The sequence below is a fragment of the Geomonas sp. Red32 genome (genome assembly GCF_023652955.1).
Lineage (GTDB): Bacteria > Desulfobacterota > Desulfuromonadia > Geobacterales > Geobacteraceae > Geomonas.
In genome coordinates, this window is the sequence record NZ_JAKLOY010000001.1 from 502137 (window position 1) to 525949 (window position 23813).

Annotated in this window: 21 protein-coding genes; 13 read left to right on the forward strand and 8 right to left on the reverse strand. The window is 62.7% G+C overall.

What is annotated here, in order from left to right; genetic code table 11:
- The first annotated feature begins 81 nt into the window (after window positions 1-81).
- Complete coding sequence (locus L4X63_RS02260) at window positions 82-654, forward strand: response regulator (RefSeq protein ID WP_250676959.1); 573 nt, start codon at window positions 82-84, stop codon at window positions 652-654.
- A 13-nt stretch (window positions 655-667) separates the two neighbouring features.
- Here the strand turns inward: L4X63_RS02260 and L4X63_RS02265 are convergent, their stop codons facing one another.
- Window positions 668-1636, reverse strand: coding sequence for a CopD family protein (locus tag L4X63_RS02265; protein WP_250676960.1), 969 nt, complete (start codon window positions 1634-1636; stop codon window positions 668-670).
- Window positions 1637-1849: 213 nt separating this feature from the next.
- Here L4X63_RS02265 and pepN point away from each other — a divergent pair, with 213 nt between their 5' ends.
- Window positions 1850-4495, forward strand: a complete 2646-nt coding sequence (gene pepN, locus L4X63_RS02270; RefSeq protein ID WP_250676961.1) for an aminopeptidase N — start codon at window positions 1850-1852, stop codon at window positions 4493-4495.
- A gap of 172 nt (window positions 4496-4667) precedes the next feature.
- Here the strand turns inward: pepN and L4X63_RS02275 are convergent, their stop codons facing one another.
- The gene (locus L4X63_RS02275) at window positions 4668-4808 is read right to left on the reverse strand and encodes a hypothetical protein (RefSeq protein ID WP_250676962.1); all 141 of its coding nucleotides are present in this window, start codon (window positions 4806-4808) and stop codon (window positions 4668-4670) included.
- Window positions 4809-5690: 882 nt separating this feature from the next.
- Between L4X63_RS02275 and L4X63_RS02280 the strand changes: the two genes are divergently transcribed.
- Entirely contained in the window at window positions 5691-6365 is a 675-nt protein-coding gene (locus L4X63_RS02280) for a hypothetical protein (RefSeq protein ID WP_250676963.1), read from the forward strand.
- Window positions 6366-6431: 66 nt separating this feature from the next.
- On the opposite strand, the gene L4X63_RS02285 is transcribed toward L4X63_RS02280, so the two are convergent.
- From L4X63_RS02285 to L4X63_RS02305, 5 genes are all read right to left on the reverse strand, one after another.
- Window positions 6432-6935: an EVE domain-containing protein gene (locus tag L4X63_RS02285; RefSeq protein WP_250676964.1), complete on the reverse strand. Its 504-nt coding sequence runs from the start codon at window positions 6933-6935 to the stop codon at window positions 6432-6434.
- Window positions 6932-8656 (reverse strand): DNA polymerase/3'-5' exonuclease PolX, encoded by a 1725-nt coding sequence (polX, locus tag L4X63_RS02290; RefSeq protein WP_250676965.1) that lies wholly within the window; start codon window positions 8654-8656, stop codon window positions 6932-6934. Before polX ends, L4X63_RS02285 begins: the two co-directional genes overlap by 4 nt.
- Before the next feature lie 21 nt (window positions 8657-8677).
- Window positions 8678-9304, reverse strand: a complete 627-nt coding sequence (msrA, locus tag L4X63_RS02295) for a peptide-methionine (S)-S-oxide reductase MsrA (RefSeq protein ID WP_250676966.1) — start codon at window positions 9302-9304, stop codon at window positions 8678-8680.
- A 138-nt stretch (window positions 9305-9442) separates the two neighbouring features.
- On the reverse strand, window positions 9443-9997 hold the full coding sequence (gene msrB, locus L4X63_RS02300) for a peptide-methionine (R)-S-oxide reductase MsrB (protein WP_250676967.1): 555 nt from the start codon (window positions 9995-9997) through the stop codon (window positions 9443-9445).
- A gap of 53 nt (window positions 9998-10050) precedes the next feature.
- The gene (locus tag L4X63_RS02305) at window positions 10051-10500 is read right to left on the reverse strand and encodes a hypothetical protein (protein ID WP_250676968.1); all 450 of its coding nucleotides are present in this window, start codon (window positions 10498-10500) and stop codon (window positions 10051-10053) included.
- A gap of 233 nt (window positions 10501-10733) precedes the next feature.
- Here L4X63_RS02305 and L4X63_RS02310 point away from each other — a divergent pair, with 233 nt between their 5' ends.
- Both L4X63_RS02310 and L4X63_RS02315 read left to right on the forward strand, forming a co-directional pair.
- The gene (locus tag L4X63_RS02310; RefSeq protein WP_250676969.1) at window positions 10734-11180 is read left to right on the forward strand and encodes a hypothetical protein; all 447 of its coding nucleotides are present in this window, start codon (window positions 10734-10736) and stop codon (window positions 11178-11180) included.
- A gap of 23 nt (window positions 11181-11203) precedes the next feature.
- Window positions 11204-11536 (forward strand): hypothetical protein, encoded by a 333-nt coding sequence (locus L4X63_RS02315; protein ID WP_250676970.1) that lies wholly within the window; start codon window positions 11204-11206, stop codon window positions 11534-11536.
- 101 nt (window positions 11537-11637) lie between these two features.
- Here the strand turns inward: L4X63_RS02315 and L4X63_RS02320 are convergent, their stop codons facing one another.
- The gene (locus L4X63_RS02320) at window positions 11638-13263 is read right to left on the reverse strand and encodes a methyl-accepting chemotaxis protein (RefSeq protein WP_250676971.1); all 1626 of its coding nucleotides are present in this window, start codon (window positions 13261-13263) and stop codon (window positions 11638-11640) included.
- A 363-nt stretch (window positions 13264-13626) separates the two neighbouring features.
- Between L4X63_RS02320 and L4X63_RS02325 the strand changes: the two genes are divergently transcribed.
- The 8 genes from L4X63_RS02325 (at window position 13627) to L4X63_RS02360 (ending at window position 23779) form a co-directional block, all read left to right on the forward strand.
- Entirely contained in the window at window positions 13627-15450 is a 1824-nt protein-coding gene (locus tag L4X63_RS02325; protein WP_250676972.1) for a transporter substrate-binding domain-containing protein, read from the forward strand.
- A complete protein-coding gene (locus L4X63_RS02330; RefSeq protein WP_250676973.1) occupies window positions 15447-16844 on the forward strand; it encodes a sigma-54-dependent transcriptional regulator in 1398 nt (465 codons plus the stop codon). The genes L4X63_RS02325 and L4X63_RS02330 overlap by 4 nt, the downstream gene beginning before the upstream one ends.
- A gap of 675 nt (window positions 16845-17519) precedes the next feature.
- The gene (locus L4X63_RS02335) at window positions 17520-17873 is read left to right on the forward strand and encodes a hypothetical protein (protein WP_250676974.1); all 354 of its coding nucleotides are present in this window, start codon (window positions 17520-17522) and stop codon (window positions 17871-17873) included.
- Between the two features lie 192 nt (window positions 17874-18065).
- Window positions 18066-19001 carry a protein translocase subunit SecF gene (gene secF, locus L4X63_RS02340; RefSeq protein WP_250676975.1) on the forward strand — a complete coding sequence of 312 codons (936 nt, stop codon included), beginning with the start codon at window positions 18066-18068 and terminating at the stop codon, window positions 18999-19001.
- Between the two features lie 114 nt (window positions 19002-19115).
- Window positions 19116-19268, forward strand: coding sequence for a hypothetical protein (locus tag L4X63_RS02345; protein WP_250676976.1), 153 nt, complete (start codon window positions 19116-19118; stop codon window positions 19266-19268).
- A 123-nt stretch (window positions 19269-19391) separates the two neighbouring features.
- A complete protein-coding gene (locus tag L4X63_RS02350; RefSeq protein ID WP_250676977.1) occupies window positions 19392-20186 on the forward strand; it encodes a rod shape-determining protein in 795 nt (264 codons plus the stop codon).
- A gap of 278 nt (window positions 20187-20464) precedes the next feature.
- Window positions 20465-21934, forward strand: coding sequence for a C4-dicarboxylate transporter DctA (dctA, locus tag L4X63_RS02355; RefSeq protein WP_284694442.1), 1470 nt, complete (start codon window positions 20465-20467; stop codon window positions 21932-21934).
- Between the two features lie 534 nt (window positions 21935-22468).
- Entirely contained in the window at window positions 22469-23779 is a 1311-nt protein-coding gene (locus tag L4X63_RS02360) for a dicarboxylate/amino acid:cation symporter (protein ID WP_250676978.1), read from the forward strand.
- Window positions 23780-23813: the final 34 nt, after the last annotated feature.

Below are 23813 nucleotides of genomic sequence, written 5' to 3' on the forward strand. Positions count from 1 at the left end.
CTATGGTCCCTTTAGTCCCTATCTTCCCCGCCGGCCGCGAGCTACCCTCGTTGCCGGTACCGAATATCTGGAGGCAGCAAGATGAATGAAGAGAGTACCATCCTGATCGTCGACGACGAGCCGCGCGTCATCTCCGCGCTGGTGCGCGAGCTGGAAGAGGAACCGTACCAGTTGCAGGGTTCGGGAGGAGGAGCCGAGGCGCTCCGGCTCATGGAGCACCGCAGCTTCAAGGTGGTGATCTCGGACGAGATGATGCCGGGGATGGAGGGGGCGGAATTCCTCTCCCGGGTGAAGGAGCTCTACCCCGAGACGGTGAGGATCATGCTGACCGGGCACGCGAGCCTGCAGTCGGCCATGAGGGCGGTGAACAGCGGGGAGATCTACCGCTTCTTCACGAAGCCGTGGAACGAGGCGGAGCTGAAGATGTCCCTGAGGAGCGCGGTGGAGAAGTACGACCTCGAGGAGGAGAACCGCCGCCTATTGAAAACCGTGCGCCGGCAATCGCAGGAACTTAAGTACCTGGAGCGCTCCTACCCCGGGATCTCGACCATCAGAAGGGACGCCGACAACGCCATCCACCTCGATCTCGACATCGAACTGAACCTCTCGGACGAGGAGATAGCCGAGGTCATCGACCGCTGCAACCGCTACTGAAGCGTCCGCGCACCTATCCCCACCACCGCCAGAGCGCGATCACGAAGGTGATCAAAAAGACGATGGTGAGGTTCATGTAGGCCATGAAGAAGAAGACCCGCTCGTGCAGCGGCGCCTTGCCGCTCCCCTGGCGGACGAGAGTCCCCACCTCGGGAAGCGCCAGCACCTTTTCGGGCCCGTGCGGCGCCCCTTTGAGCGCCTCGGTCAGGTCCTGGCCGGCCTGGTGTCTCCCCATGTGAAGGCCCCCCTTCCAGAGACGGCTCGCGGTCGCCTCGTACACCTTCCCCTCTAAAGCGAAATAGGCGGGATGCCCCTCCTTGCCGTCGAAAAAGGCGAGCTCTTCGGCGCTCAGCTCTCCCCCGGAAGGACGTGGCGCGCCCCCCTGCTTCTTCCCCTTCAGCCGGGGCCCGATCACCAGCACCACCACCATGGCCGAGACCACCATCACCAGGTAGAGGATGATCTTGGTGAGGAGCAGGAGCCCGAAGCGGCTCTCGAACATCATCGAGGGGTGGCCGAGCCGGAACTTGGTGAGGATCACCCCGGTCACCCCCATCACCACCATGGACAAGAGGCCGACCCGGACCTCACCCTTGGGGAGCCCCCCGGCGGCATAGGCGGGTTTGAGCACCAGGTGGACGTAGAGGATGGTGCCGAACCAGAGGAAGGCGGTCAAAAGGTGGAGGTAGCCGGTCACCAGGTGGAGGACCCGCAGGGCTGGCGAGGGGGCGGCAGGCCCGGCTCCCTGAGGCGAGGCGGTCGCGGGCGCGGCCGCGGCACCCGGGGCGCCCGCAGCGGCCGGGAGCCGCTTGGTGACCGAGAACTCCTTGCCGGCCGCGGTCAACTCCCCGCCTCCGGCGGGATCGAGATGGCAGAAGGAGCAGTTCTTTCCCGTCTGCCTTGCGTACACCTCGGTGGCGCCGGAAACGGACGGGGAAAGGAACAGGGCGAGCAGGACCAGTAAAAGAGAGAGAGTTTTCATAACGGGGAGTTTATATCGTTACTTCCCGCCAAAGTCAATAATCCCGCGGATCTGCGGTTGGCATTCGGCAGCCGGCCCATTCTCCGCCCAAGACCTCATGAGAGATTGAAAATCGGCACGCCAGCCGGTACAATTGGCTCTTCTACAGAGTGCTGCGAGCTCCCACGCCCCGGCCCATTTTCTGTGGTCATTCCCCGATGAAAGGAAGAGCCCATGCCGGAAAATCTGCACCAGACGGTCTACCGAAAACAGTACGCCCCTCCCGATTACCTGATCGAGAGCGTGGATCTTACCTTCGATCTCGATCCCGACGAAACCCGGGTGGTATCCCGCCTGGCGGTCCGCCGCAACTACCCCGACAGCGAGGGATCGCTCCCGCTGGTTTTGGACGGCGAGGAGCTCACCCTCCTCTCGCTCAAGCTGGACGGCCAGGAGCTCCCTCCCGACCGCTTCCTGGCCGACAGCCGCCACCTCACCATTCCCTCGGTCCCGGCCGCCTTCACCCTCGAGATCGCTACCCGGATCAATCCGCGCACCAACACCTCCCTCTCCGGGCTCTACATCTCCGGTCCCATGCTCTGCACCCAGTGCGAGGCGGAGGGGTTCCGCAGGATCACCTACTTCCCGGACCGCCCCGACGTGATGGCGGTCTACACGGTGACCCTGAAGGGTGACCGCAGCAGCGCGCCGGTCCTTCTGGCCAACGGCAACCGGGTGGCCCAGGGGGCGCTCCCCGACGGGCGCCACTACGCCACCTGGCACGATCCCTTCAAGAAGCCGAGCTACCTCTTCGCGGTGGTGGCCGGCGACCTCGAGCACATCTCCGGCCGCTACACGACCATGAGCGGCCGCGAGGTCAACCTGGAGATCTACGTCGAGAAGAAGAACCTCGGGATGTGCCACCACGCGCTCCGTTCGCTTGGCGAGGCGATGCGCTGGGACGAGGAGACCTTCGGGAGGGAGTACGACCTCGACACCTACATGGTGGTGGCGGTCGACGCCTTCAACATGGGGGCCATGGAGAACAAGGGGCTCAACATCTTCAACTCCAAGTACGTGCTGGCGAGCCCCGAGACCGCCACCGACGACGATTACCAGGCCATCGAGGAGGTGATCGGGCACGAGTACTTCCACAACTGGACCGGCAACCGGATCACCTGCCGCGACTGGTTCCAGCTCTCCCTCAAGGAGGGGCTGACCATCTTCCGCGACCAGGAGTTCTCGGCCGACATGCAGTCCCGCCCGGTCAAGCGGATCGCCGACGTGAAGCTTTTGAGGTCCTCGCAGTTTCCCGAGGATGCCGGCCCCCTGGCCCACCCGGTACGCCCCGACTCCTACGTGGAGATCAACAACTTCTACAGCATGACCGTCTACCACAAGGGTGGCGAGGTGATCAGGATGCTGCAGACCATCCTCGGCAAGGAAGGGTTCCGGGCCGGGATGGATCTCTACTTCCAGCGCCACGATGGCCAAGCCGTGCGGGTCGACGAATTCGTGCAGGCGATGGCCGACGCCAACCACCGCGACTTCACCCAGTTCATGCGCTGGTACGACCAGGCAGGAACCCCGGTAATCGAGGTGGACGACGCCTACCTCGAGGAGAGCGGGGTGTACAAGCTGACGGTGAGCCAGAGCTGCCCGGCCACCCCGGGGCAGCCGGAGAAGGAGCCTTTCCACCTCCCGCTCGCCATGGGGCTCCTGGACCGCGCCGGCCGCGAGCTCCCGCTGCAGCTGGAAGGGGAACCCGCCCCGGTGGGGACCTCGCGCGTGCTGGAGATCACCGAGGCGGCCCAGACTTTCCGCTTCACCGGCCTCACCTCGCGGCCGGTACCGTCGCTTTTAAGAAACTTCTCGGCCCCGGTAAAGCTCGACTACCCGTACAGCGATGCCGACCTGATGCTGCTGATGACCCACGATAGCGATCCCTTCGTCAAGTGGGAGGCGGGGCAGGTCCAGGCGGTCAAGCTGATCATGGGACTGATCGGGGATTACCAGGAGGGAAGGGAACTGAAGATCGGCGAGGGGCTGATAGAATCCTTCCGGGCGCTCTTGTGGGACGACCGCCAGGATCGCGCCTTCCTGGCCGACATGCTGACCCTTCCCAGCGAGAGTTACCTGGCCGAGCAGATGGAGGTGATCGATCCCACCGCCATCCACGCCGCGCGGGAATTCGTCCGTGCCGAGGTGGGAAGGAGGCTGCGGGAGGAACTGGTGGCGGTGCGGGACGCCTGCGCGCCCACCGGCCCCTACGCCCCGGACGACGGGCTGGCCGGCTGCCGCAAGCTCAAGAACCTCTGCCTCGCCTACCTGATGGCGCCGGGAGACCGGGCGGCGATCGATCTGGCCATGGCCCAGTTCAGGGGGGCGGACAACATGACCGACACCCTCGGGGCACTGGGACCTTTGGCCGGCTGCGACTGTCCGGAGCGGGGGGAATCGCTGGAGTCCTTCTACCTGAAATGGCGGGAGGACCGCGGGGTGATCGACAAGTGGTTCACGCTGCAGGCCACCTCACGGCTGGAAGGAACCCTCTCCCGCGTGATGGAGCTCCTCGAGCATCCCGACTTCGACATCACCAATCCGAACCGGGTCCGCTCGCTGGTGGGAGCCTTCAGCCAGGCGAACCTGGTCCGCTTCCACGAGGCGGGAGGCGCCGGGTACCGTTTCCTCGCCGATCAGGTGCTGAGGCTCAACGCCATCAACCCGCAGATTGCCGCCCGCATGGTCACCCCGTTCAGCCGCTGGCGCCGCTTCGACAGCGGACGGCAGGAACTGATGAAAAAGGAGCTGAACCGGATCCTGGCCGCCCCCGGCTTGGCCCGGGACGTCTACGAGGTGGCGGCCAAGAGCCTCGCCTGACCAAACAGTACATCCGCAAAAACAAACGGCGGTCCCTAGGGGCCGCCGTTTCAATTACATGCCGTATCAAATTGATCACTACAATGAGACATTACAGACGGCGGATTGCATTACATGACAACATCTCTCACACGAGATGAGCTAAAGCATATAAAAAGCCGTCCGGAACCTGTTACGGCTCGGTGCAAATCTCGGGCGAGAGGGAAAGGGTGGCAGCCCCTTCCTTGTTGTCCTGGTACTCCAGGAAGCAGGAGAACTGATAAGCGACCACGGCGATGGTGACGACAGCGAAAGCGATAAAGAGCGTGAACATTTTGTTTTCCTCCAGTTCGGTTAAAGGTTGCCCTCAAAATCGTGCGTCTAATGAGACGTATTGCCCGTTTTGTGCCAGAATCGGCGTCGTCATCACTTTTTTAGCGACAAATCGGCCGACAAAACTGACGATTTAATGAAGGGTAGAGGAAGTTTTCACACCATGCTCCCCCTGTTCGGCGTGGAATCCCTCTATTTAACATGAAATTCCCGGGCTCGCCTCCGGTACCCCGCGTGCAGCGTTTCACCCCAAAAATTAAGGCAAGCGGGCGGAAAACAAGAGATTCCCTTAGAAGCTAGGCATGAGCCGCATCAAACCAGGGCGCCTTTCCGGCAGTGGCGGTTCCGTTAAATCACCGGTGGGAAAGGCCGCAGCCGGTGCGAAGCCGCCCCCGCAGCCACCGTGCAGCAGGGGAAGCGAAACCTCCATGCAAACGGCATCCGTCTGTGAAGCGGCCTACAGCGGGCCTTTACCGGCCTCCCACCGGTCCGGCAGCACATCCCCCGCCGCCCGTTTACGCACCATTTCGGTAAACAACGGCTTCGTTCCGTTAAAACACCACCGTCCCCTCCTCACCCCCGCCTCTCCCCGGGATAGCAGGTCCCCCCCTTTGAAAAAGGGGGGACAAGGGGGGGATTTGTGACGTTGGCAACAGGGGAAATCCCCGATGAACCTCTCGGAATGGGGGCCCCCTTCGGGGGACAGGGTGGCCGAAGGCCGGGTGAGGGCAGGTTTGTAATGCTCCATCGATTTTTTACTTCGAAAAACGCCCTTATCCTGCTACCTTGTGCAACCAAAACGAAGAAAGGGGCCGCCCCTTCCGGTTCGCCCCCTGCCAAATGTTCCCTATTCTATAAGAGACCCCCAAAAGGAGGGCGCCGGTTGACAACCACGAACACCGCACCGGGAACGACTCCCTCCCGGAACAAGATCCGCTGGCCCGCGCTTTTCGCGCTCCTGTCGCTCGGCGGGCTCTATGGCGCCCTTCCCCCGAGTCTTTTGATCGGCGGCTCCCGATGGCTCCCGCTGGTGGTAATCTGCGTGTTGCTGGTTCCCATCGTCGTCAGCTATATCAGGGGAGCCCATACCGCCAACCAGTTCTTCGGCTACGTGCTGAACGGCGTAGTGACCCTGGCGATGATCGCCTCGCTGGTACTTCTCATCAGGGCGCTCCCCCTGCACACCGAAAAGCCCGAAGAGCTGCTCCGGTCGGCCGCCGCACTCTGGCTCTCCAACATCCTCGTCTTCGCCTCCTGGTACTGGAGGCTCGACGCCGGCGGTCCGCACAAGCGCGCCCAGCGCGGGGACCACTCCCACGGCGCCTTCCTGTTTCCCCAGATGACCTTGCCGCCCGAGAAGCGTCACGCCGCCGGGCTGCACGAGTGGACGCCGAACTTCGTGGACTACCTGTTTCTGGCCTTCAACACCTCGACCGCCTTTTCGCCGACCGATGTCCCGGTCCTCTCGCGGTGGGCGAAGGTGCTGATGATGACCCAATCCATGATCTCCTTGCTGGTCATCGCCCTCCTCGCCGCCCGCGCCGTCAACATCCTGTAAATGAAGGGGGGCTGGCTCCCTCAGGTGCCAGCCCCTTTCTCCCGCGAACGTTCCCTCCCCCCCAGATCAACCGACCTCCGCCGTCCCCGACAGCCCCAGGATGATCTTCCACTCCTCTTCCCGCACCGGCTGGACCGACAGCCGTCCCCGGCTCAACAGCACCATCCCGTTCAGTTCCGCCATCCCCTTGAGCTCCGCCAGGGTGACCGGCCGCGCGAGCTCCCGCACGAAGCGCACGTCCACCATGTACCAGAGCGGCTTTTCAGGATTGCTCTTCGGATCGAAATACTTGCCTTGCGGATCGAACGCCGTGAAGTCCGGGTATCCCTCCCTCACCACCTCGACGATGCCGACGATGGCCGGTTCGGCGATATTCGAGTGGTAGAAGAACCCGAGATCCCCCACCTTCATCTCGTGCCGCATGAAGTTTCTGGCCTGGAAGTTCCGCACCCCGTCCCAATGCTCGGTAGCGTCCGGGCGCCCCTTGAGATCCTCCAGCGAAAAAGCCGACGGTTCGGTCTTGAAAAGCCAATAATTGCGTGTGGACATCTCCACCTCCTTCGATTTCATACCTTCCTCTTCTGCGCCAGCCGTTTCAGCAGCGCCGAAGCCTCCAGAGTATTCAGCACATCCTTCTTCTCCAGCCACCCCCGCTGCGCCACCGAAATGCCGTAGGAAAGCGTATCGAACTGGTTCTTCACGTGCGTGTCGCTGTCGATGGCGATCGCCACCCCGAGCTCCTTGGCCCGCCGCACGTACCGGTCAGCGAGATCCAGCCTCAACGGGTACGAATTGATCTCCAGCGCGGTCCCCGTCTCGGCCGCCACCTTCAACAACTCCTCCATATCCACCTGGTACGCCTCCCGTTCCCCGAGGATCCTCCCGGTCGGGTGGGCGATAATGGCGACGTAGGGATTCCGCATCGCGGCAGTGATGCGGGCGGTCATCTTGTCCTTGGGAAGCCCAAAGGCCGAGTGGACCGAGGCGACCACCAGGTCGAGCTCTTTGAGGACACTGTCCGGGAAGTCGAGCGATCCGTCCGGGAGGATGTCCATCTCGGTCCCGTGCAGCACCCGGAAATCCGCCAGTTCCTCGTTCACCGCGCGAACCTCGCGGGCCTGCTCGGCCAGCCGGTCCAGCGTGAGCCCGCGGGCACCCCCCAGGGTCTGCGAGTGGTCGGTCACCGCGAAGTAACTCAGTCCCGCCTGCCGGGCGGCCTCGGCCAGCTCCCTGATCGTGTGGCCGCCGTCGCTCCACTTCGAATGGACGTGAAGGTCCCCCTTGAGGTCCTCCAGGCAGACCAGGCGCGGCAGCGTCCCGGCGAGCGCCGCCTCGATCTCTCCCTGATCCTCGCGCAACACCGGCGGAATCACCGGGATCTTGAGGATGCGGTAGACATCCTCCTCGCTCTCGCCCCCCAGCCGCACGTTGTCGCTCTCCCTGAAGACACCATACTCGTTGATCTTCAGTCCGCGCTTGACCGCGATTTCCCTCAGGTGGACGTTATGCGGCTTGCTCCCCGTCAGGTGCCCGAGCAGCGCGCCGAAAGAGTCGGGCTCCACGATCCGGAGGTCCACCTGCACCCCATCGAGGATCACCACGCTGGCCCGCGTCCCCCCTTTCATCAACACCTCGCGAACCTGGGGAAGCTCCACGAAAGCATCCATGGCCTTGAGGGGATCCGGTGAAGTCGCCACCAGGTCGATATCCTTGACGGTGTCGCGGCGGCGGCGGATGCTGCCGGCGATCTCCAGGCGCCCGAACGGTGCCCGCGCCTTCAAGGCGGCCACCAGGTCCTGGGCGGCGGGCAGCATCTTCCCCAGCGGCTGGCGTTCGCGTCCCCGGCGGACCGAGTCGATCCCCTTGAGGATATGCTCCTCGCTCTTGGGGCCGATACCGCGGATCCCTGCCAGCCGGTGTTCGCGGGCGGCCTCCTCCAGCTCCTCGAGGCTGGTGATGCCTAAGGTGTCGTAGATATGCCGGGCGGTTTTGGGCCCGAGGTCGGGAACGGCGAGCAGCGAGAAGACCCCGGCCGGGATACTTTCCTTGAGGTGCTCGTACATGGCGACGGAGCCCGCGGAGAGGTATTCCTCGATGAGGGAAGCGAGATCCTTCCCCACCCCCGGGATCTCCAGGATCTCTTTGTGCGACATCTCGGCCAGGTCACGGTTCAGCCCCTCCAGGTTCAGGGAAGCCTTGCGGTAGGCCCTGACCTTGAAGGGATTCCCCTCCTGTACCTCCATGATGTTGGCGATGTCGGTAAAGATGCGGGCGATCTCCCTGTTCTTCATATCGCCTCTCCGATATGGAGGTTATTTCCCGGCCAGGTCACCCCACAAATCCTTCAGCCGCTGGTCCCTGCCGCAGGCGAAACGGTAGTAGTGATAGCGGATCGGGTTCTTCTTGTAGTAGTGCTGGTGGTACTCCTCGGCGGGGTAGAAAGGACCCGCCGGCACGATCTCGGTGACGATCGCCCCCTTGAACGGCCTGCTCTTTTCGAGATCCTGCTTGGACTTCACGGCCAGGCGGTGCTGCTCCTCGTTGTGAAAGAAGATCGCGCTCCGGTACTGGTGGCCGTGATCGCAGAACTCCGCATCCTTCGTGGTGGGATCGATGTTATGCCAGTAGCGGGTCAAAAGCTGCTGGTAGCTGATCTTGGAGGGATCGTAGAGCACCTCGACCGACTCCGCGTGGCCGGTGCCGCCGGCCGAAACCTCCTCGTAGGTGGGGTTCTTCGTTTCGCCGCCGGTGTAGCCCGAAGTAACCGAGACCACCCCGGGAAGCTCGTCAAAAGGATGCTCCATGCACCAGAAACAGCCCCCGGCAAAGGTGGCCTTCTGGAGTTGGCTTGCTGGTTTTGCGGTAGCGCTCCACCCCGTCCCCGCCCCCATCAGCACGACCACCAAGAGCGCCGCCAGCGATGTCCATACCCGTTTCATTCCGTACTCCTTCCCCCCCTCCCCTTGAGGGAGGGGGCCGGGGGGGTGGGGGAAGCTCCCACGCAAGAGCCAACTCCGGCCCCACCACCAACCCCCTCGGACTGGTAGGCAGCGGCTGCCCACCCTACGCCTGTACTCCTACTTGGTGGGGACGAACTCCAGCGCCGCCGAATTCATGCAATAGCGCAGTCCGGTCGGTTTCGGCCCGTCCTCGAAGACATGCCCCAAGTGGCCCCCGCAGCGCCGGCACATCACTTCCGTCCTGGTGGTAAAGAAGCTCCGGTCCACCACCGTCTTGACATTCTCCTTGGCGATGGGAGCCGTGAAGCTCGGCCAGCCGGTCCCGGACTCGAACTTGTCCTCGGAGCGGAAGAGATCGAGTCCGCACCCGGCGCAGCGGTAGATCCCGTGCTCGTGGTTATTGGCGTACTTGTTGGTGAAGGGGCGCTCCGTCCCCTTCTCGCGCAGCACGTGATACTGCTCGGGCGTCAGGGTTTTCTTCCACTCGTCCTTCGTCTTGACCACTTCCTGGCTCATCACGTACCCCTTTTTCTCGGCCGAATAGACCCTGATCCCGGCGGCGTCCGCCACCGACGTGACCTGCGGGCGCTCGCCCACCAAAAGTGCCCGAGCCGCCAGAGCCGAGACCACCGCTAACGACAAGACGACCACTGTCCACAACATCCTTTTCATGATCAAACTCCCCTACCGGATTCCCGCCGAGGGGAAGATACCGGTAGCCAGCCCTACTGGGGGATCGGGGTGTCGAAACTCTGGAAGGTCCGGAGATCCCCGCCTCCCTCGTCATTGCCCCCCTCCTCGCCGGTGTACTTGTAGGTGAACCTGAGCTTGTTGGCGGCGGCGTTCCTCGGCAGGCGAACGCTGAAGGGGGCCGACTCATCCTGCATCACGGTCCTCGGGATGATGAACGAAACCGAACGGGAGAGGACCTTCCCCGCCGGATCGACCGTTTCCACCCAGACTTCGATGTCGGTCATCTGGAAGTAGCGAAGGTTCTTGAAGACCCCGTCCACGATCAAGTCGTTGGGGTTCTTCTTGACCTCCCACCCGAGGGCGGCATCGAACTGGCGGTAATGGTCCGGGAAGTCCGCCACTTGAGGCTTCGCCACTTGCTGAGAAGCACACCCCGCCAGAAAGAACAGCAGGGCGGCCATTGCCATCCAGATCCTCTTCATAAGACTCTCCTCCTTGGTCAACTAATAAAATTTTACGCCCCGCACTGGAAGTTAGCAATTTCTTCAAGTGGTTAGACCATGCCCGGGCCGTATCTCCGCCGCCGGTTCTCCCTCCTCTCCGGCAGGAGAATTGGGATGAAACGGCCTCCGGCCGGGACCAGGTGTATTTTCGGGTTGATCGGGGGAGCGTTATCTTGAATAATGTCTGGTGGTTGAAAGGAGGAGGGGACGTGATGAAAAGATTGGTGGCATTGCTGCTGTTTTTGAGCGGGAGTTCTTCCGCTTTTGGCGAGACGCTCTTCACATGGCGCGATGGGCGGGGGACTGAACACTTCACCAACAGCATCAACGAGATTCCGGCCAGGTACCTGAAAAAGGCCAGGGTGCTCGACGTTGCCACCGGCAAGAAGGGGGGACTGGCCATCAATCAGCCGGCCCAGCCGCCGGCGGCCGGGAGTGCGAACGCTTCGGCTCCGTCACCGGTGCCGCTGGCCACCCCGGCCGCGCCGTTAGCCGTGCCCCCTCCCGCAGGCACGCCGGTGGCTCCCCCCCCCGCCGCACCCGTCGTGCAGCAGACGCTACCCTCCACTCCCGCGGTCGCCGCGCCTCCTGCGCGCCAACCGGGGCAATCCCGGAGAGGACGGCGCCACAGTGCGATCGGCGCCAGCCAGGAAGAGTAAAGATACCGCCAAGGGAGGCGCTTATGAGAAAAGTGAGCGTGGGGATGTTACTGGTGCTGGGTGCCGCCTGCTTCGCTTCCGGCGCGCAGGCCGATGAAGTCGTCTGCAAGGGAAGCATCACCAGCATTCAAGGTGAGGGTTTGGTAGCGAGGAGTCACCGCTTCGACGTCGACCGTGTGGTTGGCCAGGACGTGAACCAGATCCTGGAAAACTGCCGCCAGATTGCCCGCGACAAGCAGAACCGGGCCTCCCGCAGGAACCCGGGTGGGAACTTCAGAAAGAATTCGCAAGTGGCCCTTCAGTGCCAGCGGGGCGCGGAGAAGTTCGAGGTCAAGCGGACGATCGACACCCCCTGATCCCCCCCGTTTCTTCTGCCTTGGGCATCCCCCCGTGCGCACCCGGATCTCGATCCCTCCCCATCAAGGGGAGGGCCAGGGTGAGGATGGGGTGAAGCCGTCTACACCGCCACTTTAAACTTACGCACGCGCCCTTGCAGTTCCTCTGCAATCTTGGCAAGCTCCCTTGCCGCCTCGGCCGACTGCTGCACCCCTACCGTCGACTCCTCCACCGCACGGGTGATCTCCTGGACGATGCCGCTCACGTCGGTAGTGGTCGCCGACTGGGCCTCAGCCGCCTGAGCTATCGTGTTGATCTCCACCGAGATGGAGCCGATCTTGCCCAGGATCTCCTGGAGGGCCGCCCCGGACTTGGCCGCCTCGTCCGTCCCGTGCGCCGCCTCGGCGACCCCTTGGCCCATTCCGGCCACCACTTCTTGAATCCCGTTCTGGATGGCGCCGATCATCTCGCCGATATCCCTGGTGGCCTTGGTGGTCCGCGCCGCCAGGGCCCGTACCTCGTCGGCCACCACCGCGAACCCTTTCCCCTGCTCGCCCGCGCGGGCCGCCTCGATGGCCGCATTGAGCGCCAGGAGGTTGGTCTGGTCCGCGATCTCCTCGATGGTCCCGATGATCTCCCCGATCCGTTCCGACTGGCTTCCGAGCTTGGTCACGCTTTCGGCCGACTCCCTCACCCGGTCCGCGATCTGCCGCATCCCGGTCACCGTCCCCTCCAGGGTCCCCGAGCTTCCCCTGGCGGAGTCGTTCGCATCGGAGGAACTTTCGGCGGCGAGCACGCAGTTGCGGGCGATCTCTCCCGACTTCTCCGCCAGCTCCGAGCTCGCCCGGGCCACCGATACCGACTGCGCCGAGACCTCCTCCATGGTGCTCCTGATGTCGCCGGAACACGCTTCCAGTTCTGCCGCCGCCGAGGCGAGCCGGTGCGAGGCGCCGGCCACCGTGGAGAGGACGGCCGCCGTGTCGTCCACCATGTGATTGACCCTTCCGGCGAGGTACCCGATCTCATCCCGCGCGTCGTCAGCTACCTTGACGGTGAGATCGCCGGCGGCGACCTGGTCGATGACCCGTACCGCGTCCGCCAAGGGGCCCGTAATGCTCCTCGAAATCAAGAGAGCGACCAGCACCCCCAGCGCGAGGGTGAAGATCCCCATGATGGCGAAGGCCACCTCGAGGCGGTGAGCGCTCTTCACCGTCGAGTCCGCCAGTCCGTTCGCCTGAGCTATCTGGGCCAGGCGGAAATCCTTGACCCGCTCCGTGATCCGCTCCGAGCTCTTGTCGAAATCCTCCATGATGACGTTGCCCTGGGCGATCCCCTGGGTCATGTAGGTCTGGGCCATCTTCTTGCCGAGCTCGTAGTAGCGGTTGAAGTCATCCCGCATGGCGCGAACCGCCTGCAGGGTTTGCTCGTCCTTATCGCGGGTCGCCTTCTCCTCGAAGCGGGCGAGTCCCTCGGCGAACTCCTTCGCGGCCGCCTCGGCGTCCTTGTAGCCGTCGGGATTGTGGGTGGCGCTCACGTCGGTGAGGAACTGCTGCACCTGTACGGTATCGAAGGCCAGGCGGTCGGCGGTGACGGTATAGGGAAGCGCCTCATCCTTGATCAGCTGGGACCGCTCCACCATCTTTGCCATCATGAGCACCGTCACGGTCACCGCTACACCGACGACTATCAGGATGGAGCCGAAGCCCCACGACAGTCTGGTCTTGATTTTTAAATCCCGTATTCTCATTTCCCCTCCGTGAGGTCTCCGATTTGACTGCAGCCGACGGCAAATGCCGCGGAAAGCTGTGCCGATCTCTCTACCTGATCGGACGGCGACCGCTAACCTTTAGGCGCAAGGTGAAGGTTGGCAGGTGCTCGCCGCATTTTCCTCGTCCGGCTCCCCCTCCCCCACGAGAAGGCCGGGGTGAGGGAAGGTAACGTATTGGTGCGCTCTCTCCTGAAACTCATCAGTGCAGTGCCTGCGGCATCATTGGCGGGGGAGGAAGAATTCTCGTATTTCTTTTCCACCTCACGATATGGTATGGTGGAGCCGCACGACTCCCTCTGCCACCTGCCCAACCCTCGAACGGCAATAGGTTTTCAGTCCCCGATGACCCTCCGCATCCATGGCTACCGTTTCAGCATCCCCTCCGGGAGTCCCCGCTTCCCTGCCCTCGACCTCCACGCAGCCGCCCGGTGGGCGGTGGGATTTCTCTGGCTGACGGCGCTGCTCTTCGCCGTTCCGTCGTCCTGGGCCTCCGGGAGCGCACCGGCCGCCGCTCCGGCGAGCAGCAAGACCATTGTCGTGGGGGGAAACTGGGCCTATCCCCCCTACGAGTTCCTCGACGCCAAGGGAAAGCCGGCGGGGTATAACGTCGACCTCACCCGCGCCATCGCTGACGTGATGGGGATCAAGGTCGAATTCCGCTTCGACGACTGGTCGAAACTGCGGGCGGATCTGCCCGTCGGAAAGATCGACATCCTGCAGGGGGTCTCCTTCTCCGAGGAGCGGAGCCAGATCATCGACTTCTCCCCTCCCCATACCATCGTCCATCACTCCATCTTCGCCCGCAAAGGCACCCCGCCGGTTTCCAAGCTGGAGGATCTCCGCGGAAAGAAGGTCATTGTCTTCGCCGACGGGATCATGCACGACACCCTGCGCCGGCTCGGATTCGGGCCCAACCTGGTGCTGACCCGCTCCCCCGCCGACGAGCTTCGTCTGCTCGCCTCCGGCCAATGCGACTACGCCGTGGTGGCGACCCTGCCGGGGATGTTCCTCATCAACCAGCACCACCTGACCAACGTCGTGCAGGTGGCCAAAAACGTGGCGGCCGAGAAATACTGCTACGGGGTGGCCAAGGGGAACGCCGAGCTCATCACCCGTTTCAGCGAGGGGCTCGCCATTCTGAAGCAGAACGGGCAGTACGAAGCGATCTACGACCGCTGGCTGGGGATCAACGAGCAGCGGCTCACCCCCGACCGGGTAGCAAAGTACGGCGCCATGGTGCTCCTCCCCCTGCTCGCCATCCTGATCGCCACCGGGGTCTGGTCGCGGACCCTGCAGAAGCGGGTCGAAGAGCGGACCAACGAGCTCGCCCAGGAAGTCGCCGAGCGTAACCGCGCCCTGGAGGAGCTCCGGCTCCACCAGGACAAGCTGATCCAGGCCGACAAGATGGCGACCCTGGGGGTGCTGGTAGCCGGCGTGGCCCACGAGATCAACAACCCCAACGGCCTCATCCTCCTGAACCTCCCGATCCTGAAGGACGTCTACCACGACGCCACCGAAACCCTCGAGACTCGCTTCCAGCACGAGGGGGACTTCATGCTGGGGGGACTCAACTATTCAAGGATGCGCGACGAGGTCCCCCTGATGCTGGAGGACATGAGCGAAGGAGCGGCGCGCATCAAGAGGATCGTCGAGGACCTCAAGAACTACGCCCGCCAGGACAGCACGCCGAGGATGGAGCCGTTCGACCTGAACTCGGTGGTGCAGGCGGCAGTCCGCCTGATGGAAACCTCGATCAGGAAGTCGACCAACAACTTCGACTGCCGGTACGGCCGGGAGCTCCCGAAGGTGCTCGGCAGCCCGCAGCGGATCGAGCAGGTGGTGGTGAATCTCCTCATCAACGCCTGCCAGGCGCTCCCCTCCCCCGAGCAGGGAATCCGGATCGAGACAAGCGCCGACCGCGAGACGGGAGTGGTCCGCCTGACCGTCACCGACCAGGGGGTCGGTATCCCGCAGGAGTTCCTGCACCGCCTCACCGACCCCTTCTTCACCACCAAGAGGGAGAGCGGAGGGACCGGCCTCGGCCTCTCCATCTCCGCCGGCATCGTCCAGGAGCACGGCGGTACCCTCAGTTTCGACTCCGAGCCGGGGCACGGCACCACCGCCACCCTGACCCTTAACGCACAACAAGGAGCAGACGCAGCATGACCGCACCGGTACCCCATTTCTCGATCCTGCTGGTGGACGACGAGCCCGCCTGGATGCGTTCGGTAAGCCTCACCCTGGCCCGCGCCGGGATCAACAACATCAAGACCTGCTCGGACAGCCGCGAAGTCCCCGACATTCTCGCCCAGGGAAACGTCCGGCTCGTGCTGCTCGACCTCACCATGCCGCACCTGAGCGGCGAAGCGCTCCTCAGCCTGATCGGCGAGCGCCACCCCGACATCCTCACCATCGTGGTAAGCGGCATGAACCAGCTGGAGACCGCCGTCCGCTGCATGAAGCTCGGCGCCTTCGACTACTTCGTAAAGACGGTGGAGGAGGACCGGCTGGTGACCGGGGTGCTGCGCGCCATCCGCATGCTGGAGCTGGAAGGGGAGAACCAGGCCATCTCCGACCGCTTCCTGTCGGGCCAGCTTCGCCACCCCGAAGCCTTCGTCAACATCGTGACCGCCGACCGCGCCATGCTGGGGATCTTCAACTACATCGAGGCGGTGGCCAAGAGCCGGCAGCCCCTGCTCATCACCGGCGAGAGCGGGGTCGGCAAGGAACTGGTCGCCCGCGCAGTCCACACCCTGAGCGGCAACACCGGACCGCTGGTGGCGGTCAACGTAGCGGGGCTCGACGATACCGTCTTCGCCGATACCCTCTTCGGCCACATCCGTGGCGCCTACACCGGCGCCGACCAGGCCCGCCGCGGCATGATCGAGGAGGCCACCGACGGCACCCTCTTCCTGGACGAGATCGGCGATCTCAGCATCCCCTCCCAGGTGAAGCTACTGAGGCTTCTCCAGGAGGGGGAATACTTTCCCCTGGGAAGCGACCGCCCTAAGCGCCTCAAGGCCCGAATCATCGTGGCGACCCACCGCGACCTGCAAGGGAAGGAACAGGCCGGGCTTTTCCGCCGCGACCTCTACTACCGCCTGCGGACCCACCAGATCATGCTACCCGCATTGAGGGAGCGCCGGGGCGATATCCCGCTGCTCATCGATTACTTCCTGGCCGAGGCGGCCGAGTCGCTCGGCAAGAAGAAGCCGACCCCTCCCAAGGAGCTCGCGCAGTTGCTGGCCACCTATTCCTTCCCAGGGAATGTCAGGGAGCTCAGGTCCATGGTCTACGACGCCGTGAGCGTACACCGTGAGCGGATCCTTTCCCTGGAGACCTTCAAGAAAGCGATCGGTCCGGGAGTTCCCCGCGAGGCAGCCCCTGCGGCGCCCGGGCGAAACGTCTTTGCCGGCCTCGAGCGGCTCCCGACCTTCGGCGAGGCCGCCGATCTCCTGGTCGAGGAAGCCATGGCCCGCGCCGGCCACAACCAGACCATCGCCGCCCGTCTCCTGAGCATCTCCCAGCCCGCCCTGAGCAAGCGACTGAAGGGAAAGTAACTCTCTCCTTCTCTCCCGGCTGGCGGCCACTCCCGCTTGGCATGTCACTCTTCCCCCCTCTGCCAAGGAGATCCCGATCTCTCCTTGGCTAAGGATGCCGACGCTCCCCCCTTTGCGAAGGGGGGACAGGGGAGATCTACCCCCTCGAGAAACCTTCTTTCCCCACGGGAAAACTCTCCCGCCCTTTCTGGAGGAAGGCCGGAGCGAGGATGAAACCAATCCATCGTAACTCCCGCCAACTCCGCCGTGCCTTCTGTCAACCCCGCCATGCCTTCCGCCAACTCGGTCGTGACTCCAACCAACTCGGTCGTGACTTCCACCTACCCTGTCGTGCCTTCCGCCAACCCGGTCGAGGGTCATGTCAACTCCGCCGAGTTCATTAAACCAAAAAGCCCAACAATGCCGCGTAACTGCATCTCTAAAAAACAAGTCTGACCAAAGACCCGGCGAACCGGTCGTGCCCCTCATCCATCCGTGAGGCGATCCCGCCACCTCCGCCCCATCGGGAGCCCTACTCCTGTACCGATCCTGTGGCGGCATCCCGGGGCCGGGAAATCCAAATGGTCCGCTACGGCATTCGATGAAGGACACGCGGTACGTTTACCTTTTCTCTCGTGCCCCCTATGGCGGAGTTTAAGACTTGAAACTTGAGGTAAATTGCTATAAGCATGGAACATGGCTTTTGGGATCTCTCTTAAATACCGGACATATCTGCTGCCGTTACTGCTGACGGTCTCGATATTCTTCGTCTCCCAAGGGATCCACGTTCCTACCCTTTCCAGTTTCTACGAAGCGACCCTCTCAAAAGTCTCGATACCCAAGCCTCATTCAGTGGTCCTCGTCAAGGACCAGATAAAATCCCCCCAGACAAGGGTATTGAAAGCTGCGCCGCATGCCGATCTCGGCAGCGCGGTTGCCGTCATCCTGCGACCGGTGTTTTCCCTGCCGGCCCTTACCCTCGCATCCCATCCGGCCTTCCCAGTCTTCGATGCCGCAGTCCCCTCCAGGGCGCCACCCGCTTCCGTCTAACCCACCCGCATCCTAGCTCCACCACAAGCCGCAATCCTTGCCATCGCCACGCCGAGGGAGGATGAACGGCTGTTCTGCGTCATGCGCGAAACCGATCGACGGGATCAGGGGCCCTGCCCGCAAGACAGCGCCGATATGCTGCCCGGGCGTTCCGGCGGATTCGTCCAGCCCCCCGTCATCCAGGAGACATCAATGCAACTCATCAAGGCGACAACCATAGATTTCATCGGCAAGAGAAGAATCTCCTTCGCAATTTCAGCTATATTTGCGCTGATCGGCATCATCGGCCTGGTCCAAATCGCCAGAAACGAGGCGAACATGGGAATCGATTTTTCTGGCGGCACCTCCGTTCAGCTCGAATTCCGCCACCCCGTCTCTATCGAAAAGGCGCGGGAGGTCCTGGCCCGCAACCATCTCAAGGAGGCGAATCTCCAGGAGGTCAAGGAGGGGAACAAACTCCTCATCAAGGTCGGCAAGACCACGCTGGGCACCGGCAAGGTCGCCGAAACCATCGCGGAGCTCTTCAAAAGGGAGTTTCCCGACAACGCCTTCGTGGTGGAAAGCTCCTCCGAGGTCGGGCCGTCCATCGGAGAAAAACTGAAAAAAGACACCTTGGTCGCGGTCGGCATCTCCATGCTCGGGATCATCATCTACATAGCGTGGCGCTTCGATTTCAAGTTCGGCATCGGAGCCATGCTGGCCACCCTCCACGATGTGCTGGCCATGATCGCAGTGTTCTACGTCCTGGACAGGGAAATAAACCTTCTCTTCATAACCGCATTGCTGACGATCGCCGGGTACTCTTTGACCGACACCGTAGTGGTTTTCGACCGGATCAGGGAGAAGCTGCACAAGAACCTGAACGACCCGTTGGCGAAGGTATTTAACGAAGGCATCAACGATGTGCTGTCCCGGACGGTGATCACCTCGCTTACCACCTTCCTGGCGGCCACCTCTTTGCTGCTACTCGGCGGCGAGGTGATCCACGACTTTGCCCTGGCCCTGGTGGTCGGCATCGCCGTCGGCACCTATTCTTCCATTTTTGTCGCGAGTCCGATCGTGCTGGAGCTGGAAAACCGGTCTGGCAAGGGCGCCGCTTCCCCGGTAGGCCAGGGAAACGAGGCCTGACCCCATCTGCGCCTGGGAGGCGGCAAGCCTCCCAGGTTTGCGTACCGGAAGAAAAGGATTAACCTGATCAAGGGAAAGAACCAGGAGAAGAGCTCAACTCTCCGGGAGGAATCAATGAGTCAGTTCTTCAGCGCTATCGTCTATGCTGCGCTGCACCGGCGAATCGCCTGCAACCACTGCGGCTCATACGACCATCACAAGCGGATCGACCACCTCCATTTCCGCTGTAACAGCTGCCGCAGGGAATTCACGGTCACCCCGAAGTGATGCGGTGGCGCCACCGCATCGCCACCCTTAAGGAACGCAGCCATGCTCAAAGGTCTCCACGGACCGTGGCGGCAGCACGTCGCCCTGGATGTCGGCACCGCAACGATACGCATTGCCTCGGGAATGGCCCCATTTATGGAGCACCCGTCCCGGCTCGGCAGTAAACGGGGACTGCTCGCCGGAGTCGTCGTCGACAGTGAAACGGTCGTCGCAATACTGAAACCTCTCCTGGACCGTACCCGGATGTTCGGCGTCCTCAAGCCGCAGGTCCTGGCGTGCGCTCCCAGCGATGCCAAGAAGGAGGAGAGGCAGATCCTGATCGATTCCATCTTCAGGTCCGGGGCCGCCTCGCTTTCGGTGATCCCCGAACCGCTCGCCGCCGCCATCGGCTCAGGACTCGACGTTTCCTCGCCGTACGCTCAGATGGTAGTCGATATCGGCGAGGGGGTCACCGACTGCGCGGTGATTCGCGCGGGCCGGATCGCCGCTACCTGCGCGATCAGAACGGGCTGTGGCCGGATGCGCAACGCAATCGTCGTTGCGGTGCGCGACTCCGGGCGTCCGGCTTTGGCCGAAGCCGATGGAGACGCCTTGCTGTTTGGGTGCGGACTGATGCGCCCTCCCCACCACCCGGCAAACGTGATGGTGGCTGCCGCGTTGGGACCGGTGGCGGAAGAAATCGCCGATACCGTCGACGCCTTTCTGCGTGACCTGCCTGATGACATCGGATGCGAGATCATTGACAGCGGGATCTGTCTTACGGGTGGGGGAGCGCTCGTTCCCGGCATTCGTGGTTACCTGGAGCAACGGACCGGCATCGGCGTGAAGACCGCCCGTGCCCCCCTGGCCTCCGTGGTGGAGGGGGCACGGGCCATCATGCCGGTCGTCACCGCGCTCAATGAATGGACCACGTTTTGAGAACTTGAGGAGGGGAGGGGCTTACAGCTCCTGCAACATATTCCCTTTCCGGATAGCGGGTGGAAGGAGGGGTGGCGGGGCGATGGTTTAGGCATAACTTTCATTATAATTATAACCTTCGGCATAATTCCCTATTTAGCTGTTTTTGCTACTCATTAACACCCACCCGGCCGTCCCGGGCAGCGGAGCGGTTATAACCTTTCACGATCCCGCCTCCCTCCTTTATCCCATTTTGTATACGGTTTTCGGGACGTTACCCACTTCGGCATCCTTGGTACATGGCTTGCCACCTTCTCTTGGCCCTTGAGCAACCTTTCGGCCCCATGGCGATAACCGCCGGCCGCGTCAAGGGAATTACATGGATCGTGAAGGAGGAAGTGATGTCGAGCAGCATCGGTGTGGTGCAAGCAGGTTCAATCAGCAAGAAACGCGCGTTCTTTGGCTCCCTGCTGTTCAGGGTGAGCGTCGGTATGGTCATCGGCGTCCTGATCGGCTACCTGGCTCCGGAGAGCGCCAAGGCACTCAGGCCGCTCGGCACCGGCTTCATAAAGATGATCCGCTTCGTCATCGCCCCCATCGTCTTCGGAACGGTGGTGGTCGGCATCGCCAAGATGGGTGACATGAAGAAAGTCGGCCGGGTCGGCGTCAAGGCCCTCCTGTACTTCGAATTACTCACCACCTTCGCCATGCTCATCGGCCTGGCCATGGTCAACTGGCTCCAGCCGGGCACCGGCATCAACGCCGACCCCAAAACCCTCGATGTCGGCCAGATCGCTAAGTTCACCGAGGGGGCCAAGCACCTGAGCACCTCCGACTTCCTCATGAACATCATCCCGGAGACGGTCTTCGACGCCTTCACCAAGGGCGACATCCTGCAGGTCCTCTTCTTTGCCGTCCTCTTCGGCGCCGCCATGGCGGCCCTCGGCGAGAAAGGGAAGCGGGTGGTCGAGCTGATCGACGATGTCACCCAGGGCTTCTTCAAATGCATCCACTACATCATGCAGCTCGCCCCGATCGGCGCCGGCGCCGCCATCGCCTTCGCGGTGGCCAAGTTCGGCACCAGCACCCTCTCCGGCCTCGGTGAGCTCCTGCTCGGCGTCTGGGGGACCGCCCTCCTCTTCGTGGTGATAATCCTCGGCATCGTCAGCAAGCTGGCCGGCTTCAGCCTCTGGAGACTCTTCAAGTACATAAGCGAAGAGTTCTTCATCGTAATGGGGACCTCCTCTTCGGAGACCGTGCTGCCGCGCCTGATGACGAAGCTGGAGAACCTCGGCATCGAGTCCGGAGTCGTCGGGCTGGTGATCCCGACCGGGTACTCCTTCAACTTGGACGGCACCTCCATCTATCTCACCATGGCAGCGGTCTTCATCGCCCAGGCTTTCAACATCAAGCTCAGCATCGGCGAGCAGCTGACCATCCTGCTGGTGCTCCTTTTGACCTCCAAAGGGGCCGCCGCGGTTGCCGGTGGCGGCTTTATCTGCCTGGCCGCCACGCTCTCCTCTCTGCACACCCTGCCGGTCTCCGGCCTGGTTCTCCTCCTCGGTGTCGACTGGTTCATGGCTACCTGCCGGGCCCTCACCAACATGATCGGCAACGCGGTGGCCTGCGTGGTGGTCGCCAAGTGGGAAAAATCGGTGGACAACGACAGATTACGGGCGGTCCTCGCCGGGCAGTACATTGCTCCAGCTGCAGCAATCGAGGAGGACGACGACGATACCGAGGGAATAGCATCCCCTACCCCGGCCTGATCTACTCGCTGCCATGTAATACCATCGTCAAGGGCGCCCGAAACGGCGCCCTTTCTTTTTGCCCACGCTTGAACGATCCCCCCATCCTCTCCTCACACGTATCTATACCCTCGCTCCTTTGGGGGGAGAGTGTGGCCGAAGGCCGGGTGAGGGTAGATTTTACAGCTGAGAAATAAACCGGCGTCTTGTGCTTCCCTGCCCCCAAAGCACCCCTTCCGGCCCAATGGCTATAACCAGGGTTATAACGATAACCATGGTTATAGACGCCATATACTCCATATTTACCCATCATCTGCATATGCTCCCCCTACCAGCCACTTAACGCAGGTTATACCCATTCGGCCCCATCCATGCGGGGCACTGTATACGGCAACGCCCTGCCCTCCCCGCATCACCTGCCGCCGCCTCCCCTTGGTATGTTAGTTGCTAACATTGTTCTAAATATTAAAACGGCCGGGAGCTATGGCCGGCATCATCACGCTGATCCGGTGACGTTATTGCTGTCGCTAACCATACGCTGAAAAGGAGATCACCATGAAAGGTAAGAAGTTTTATCAGCATCTGTACGTGCAGGTACTGACTGCCATTGCAATCGGCGTCGCCTTGGGGAATTTCTACCCCGAGGCCGGGGTCGCCATGAAGCCGCTCGGCGAGGCCTTCATCAAGCTGATCAAGATGATCATCACCCCGGTCATCTTCTGCACCGTGGTAACCGGGATCGCCGGCATGGACGACATGAAGAAGGTCGGGCGCGTCGGCGCCAAGGCCCTTCTCTACTTCGAAATCGTCTCCTCGCTGGCCCTCGCCATCGGTCTTTCGGTGGTCACCTTCCTGCAGCCGGGGGTCGGCTTCAACGCCGACGTGAGCAAGATCGACACCAAGGCGCTGGCCACCATCACCACCCAGGCCAAATCCACCAACACCGTGGAATTCCTGATGAACATCATCCCCTCCTCGGTGGTGGACGCTTTCGCCAAGGGTGACATCCTCCAGGTGCTCCTCTTCGCGCTCCTCTTCGGCTTCGCCCTCTCCGCCATGGGCGAGAAAGGGAAGCCCGTTTACCAGTTCATCGACCGGACCGCCCACGCCTTCTTCGGGGTGGTCAACTACATCATGAAAGCCGCCCCGATCGGCGCCTTCGGTGCCATGGCCTTCACCATCGGCAAGTTCGGCGTCGGCTCCCTCTCCAAGCTCGGGGCCTTCATGGGGTGCTTCTACCTCACCTGCCTCCTGTTCATCTTCGTGGTGCTCGGGATCATCGCCAGGATCTGCGGCTTCAACATCTTCAAGTTCATCGCCTACATCAAGGAAGAGCTCCTCATCGTGCTCGGCACCTCCTCCTCCGAATCGGCACTGCCCCGCATGATGGCCAAGCTCGAGAACCTCGGCTGCACCAAGTCGGTGGTAGGCCTCGTCATCCCGACCGGCTACTCCTTCAACCTGGACGGTACCTCCATCTACCTGACCATGGCCGCCGTCTTCGTGGCCCAGGCCACCAACACCCACCTCACCGTTACCCAGACCGTCACCATCCTGGCCGTGCTGATGCTGACCTCCAAAGGGGCCGCCGGCGTGACCGGTAGCGGCTTCGTCACCCTGGCCGCCACCTTCACCGCCATCCCGAGCATTCCGGTCGCCGGCCTTGCCCTCATCCTCGGCATCGACCGCTTCATGTCCGAGGCCCGCGCCCTGACCAACCTGGTCGGCAACGGGGTCGCCACCGTGGTGGTCTCCCGCTGGGAGAAAGAGCTCGACATGGACCGTATGAAGGCCTGCCTGAACGGCAAGCTTACGGCCGAGGTTGCCGAACCCGTCGTCGGACTGGAGCCGCAGGAAGAATACTGATCCCGTACCGCGGGAATGCAGTGAAAGGGGCGTC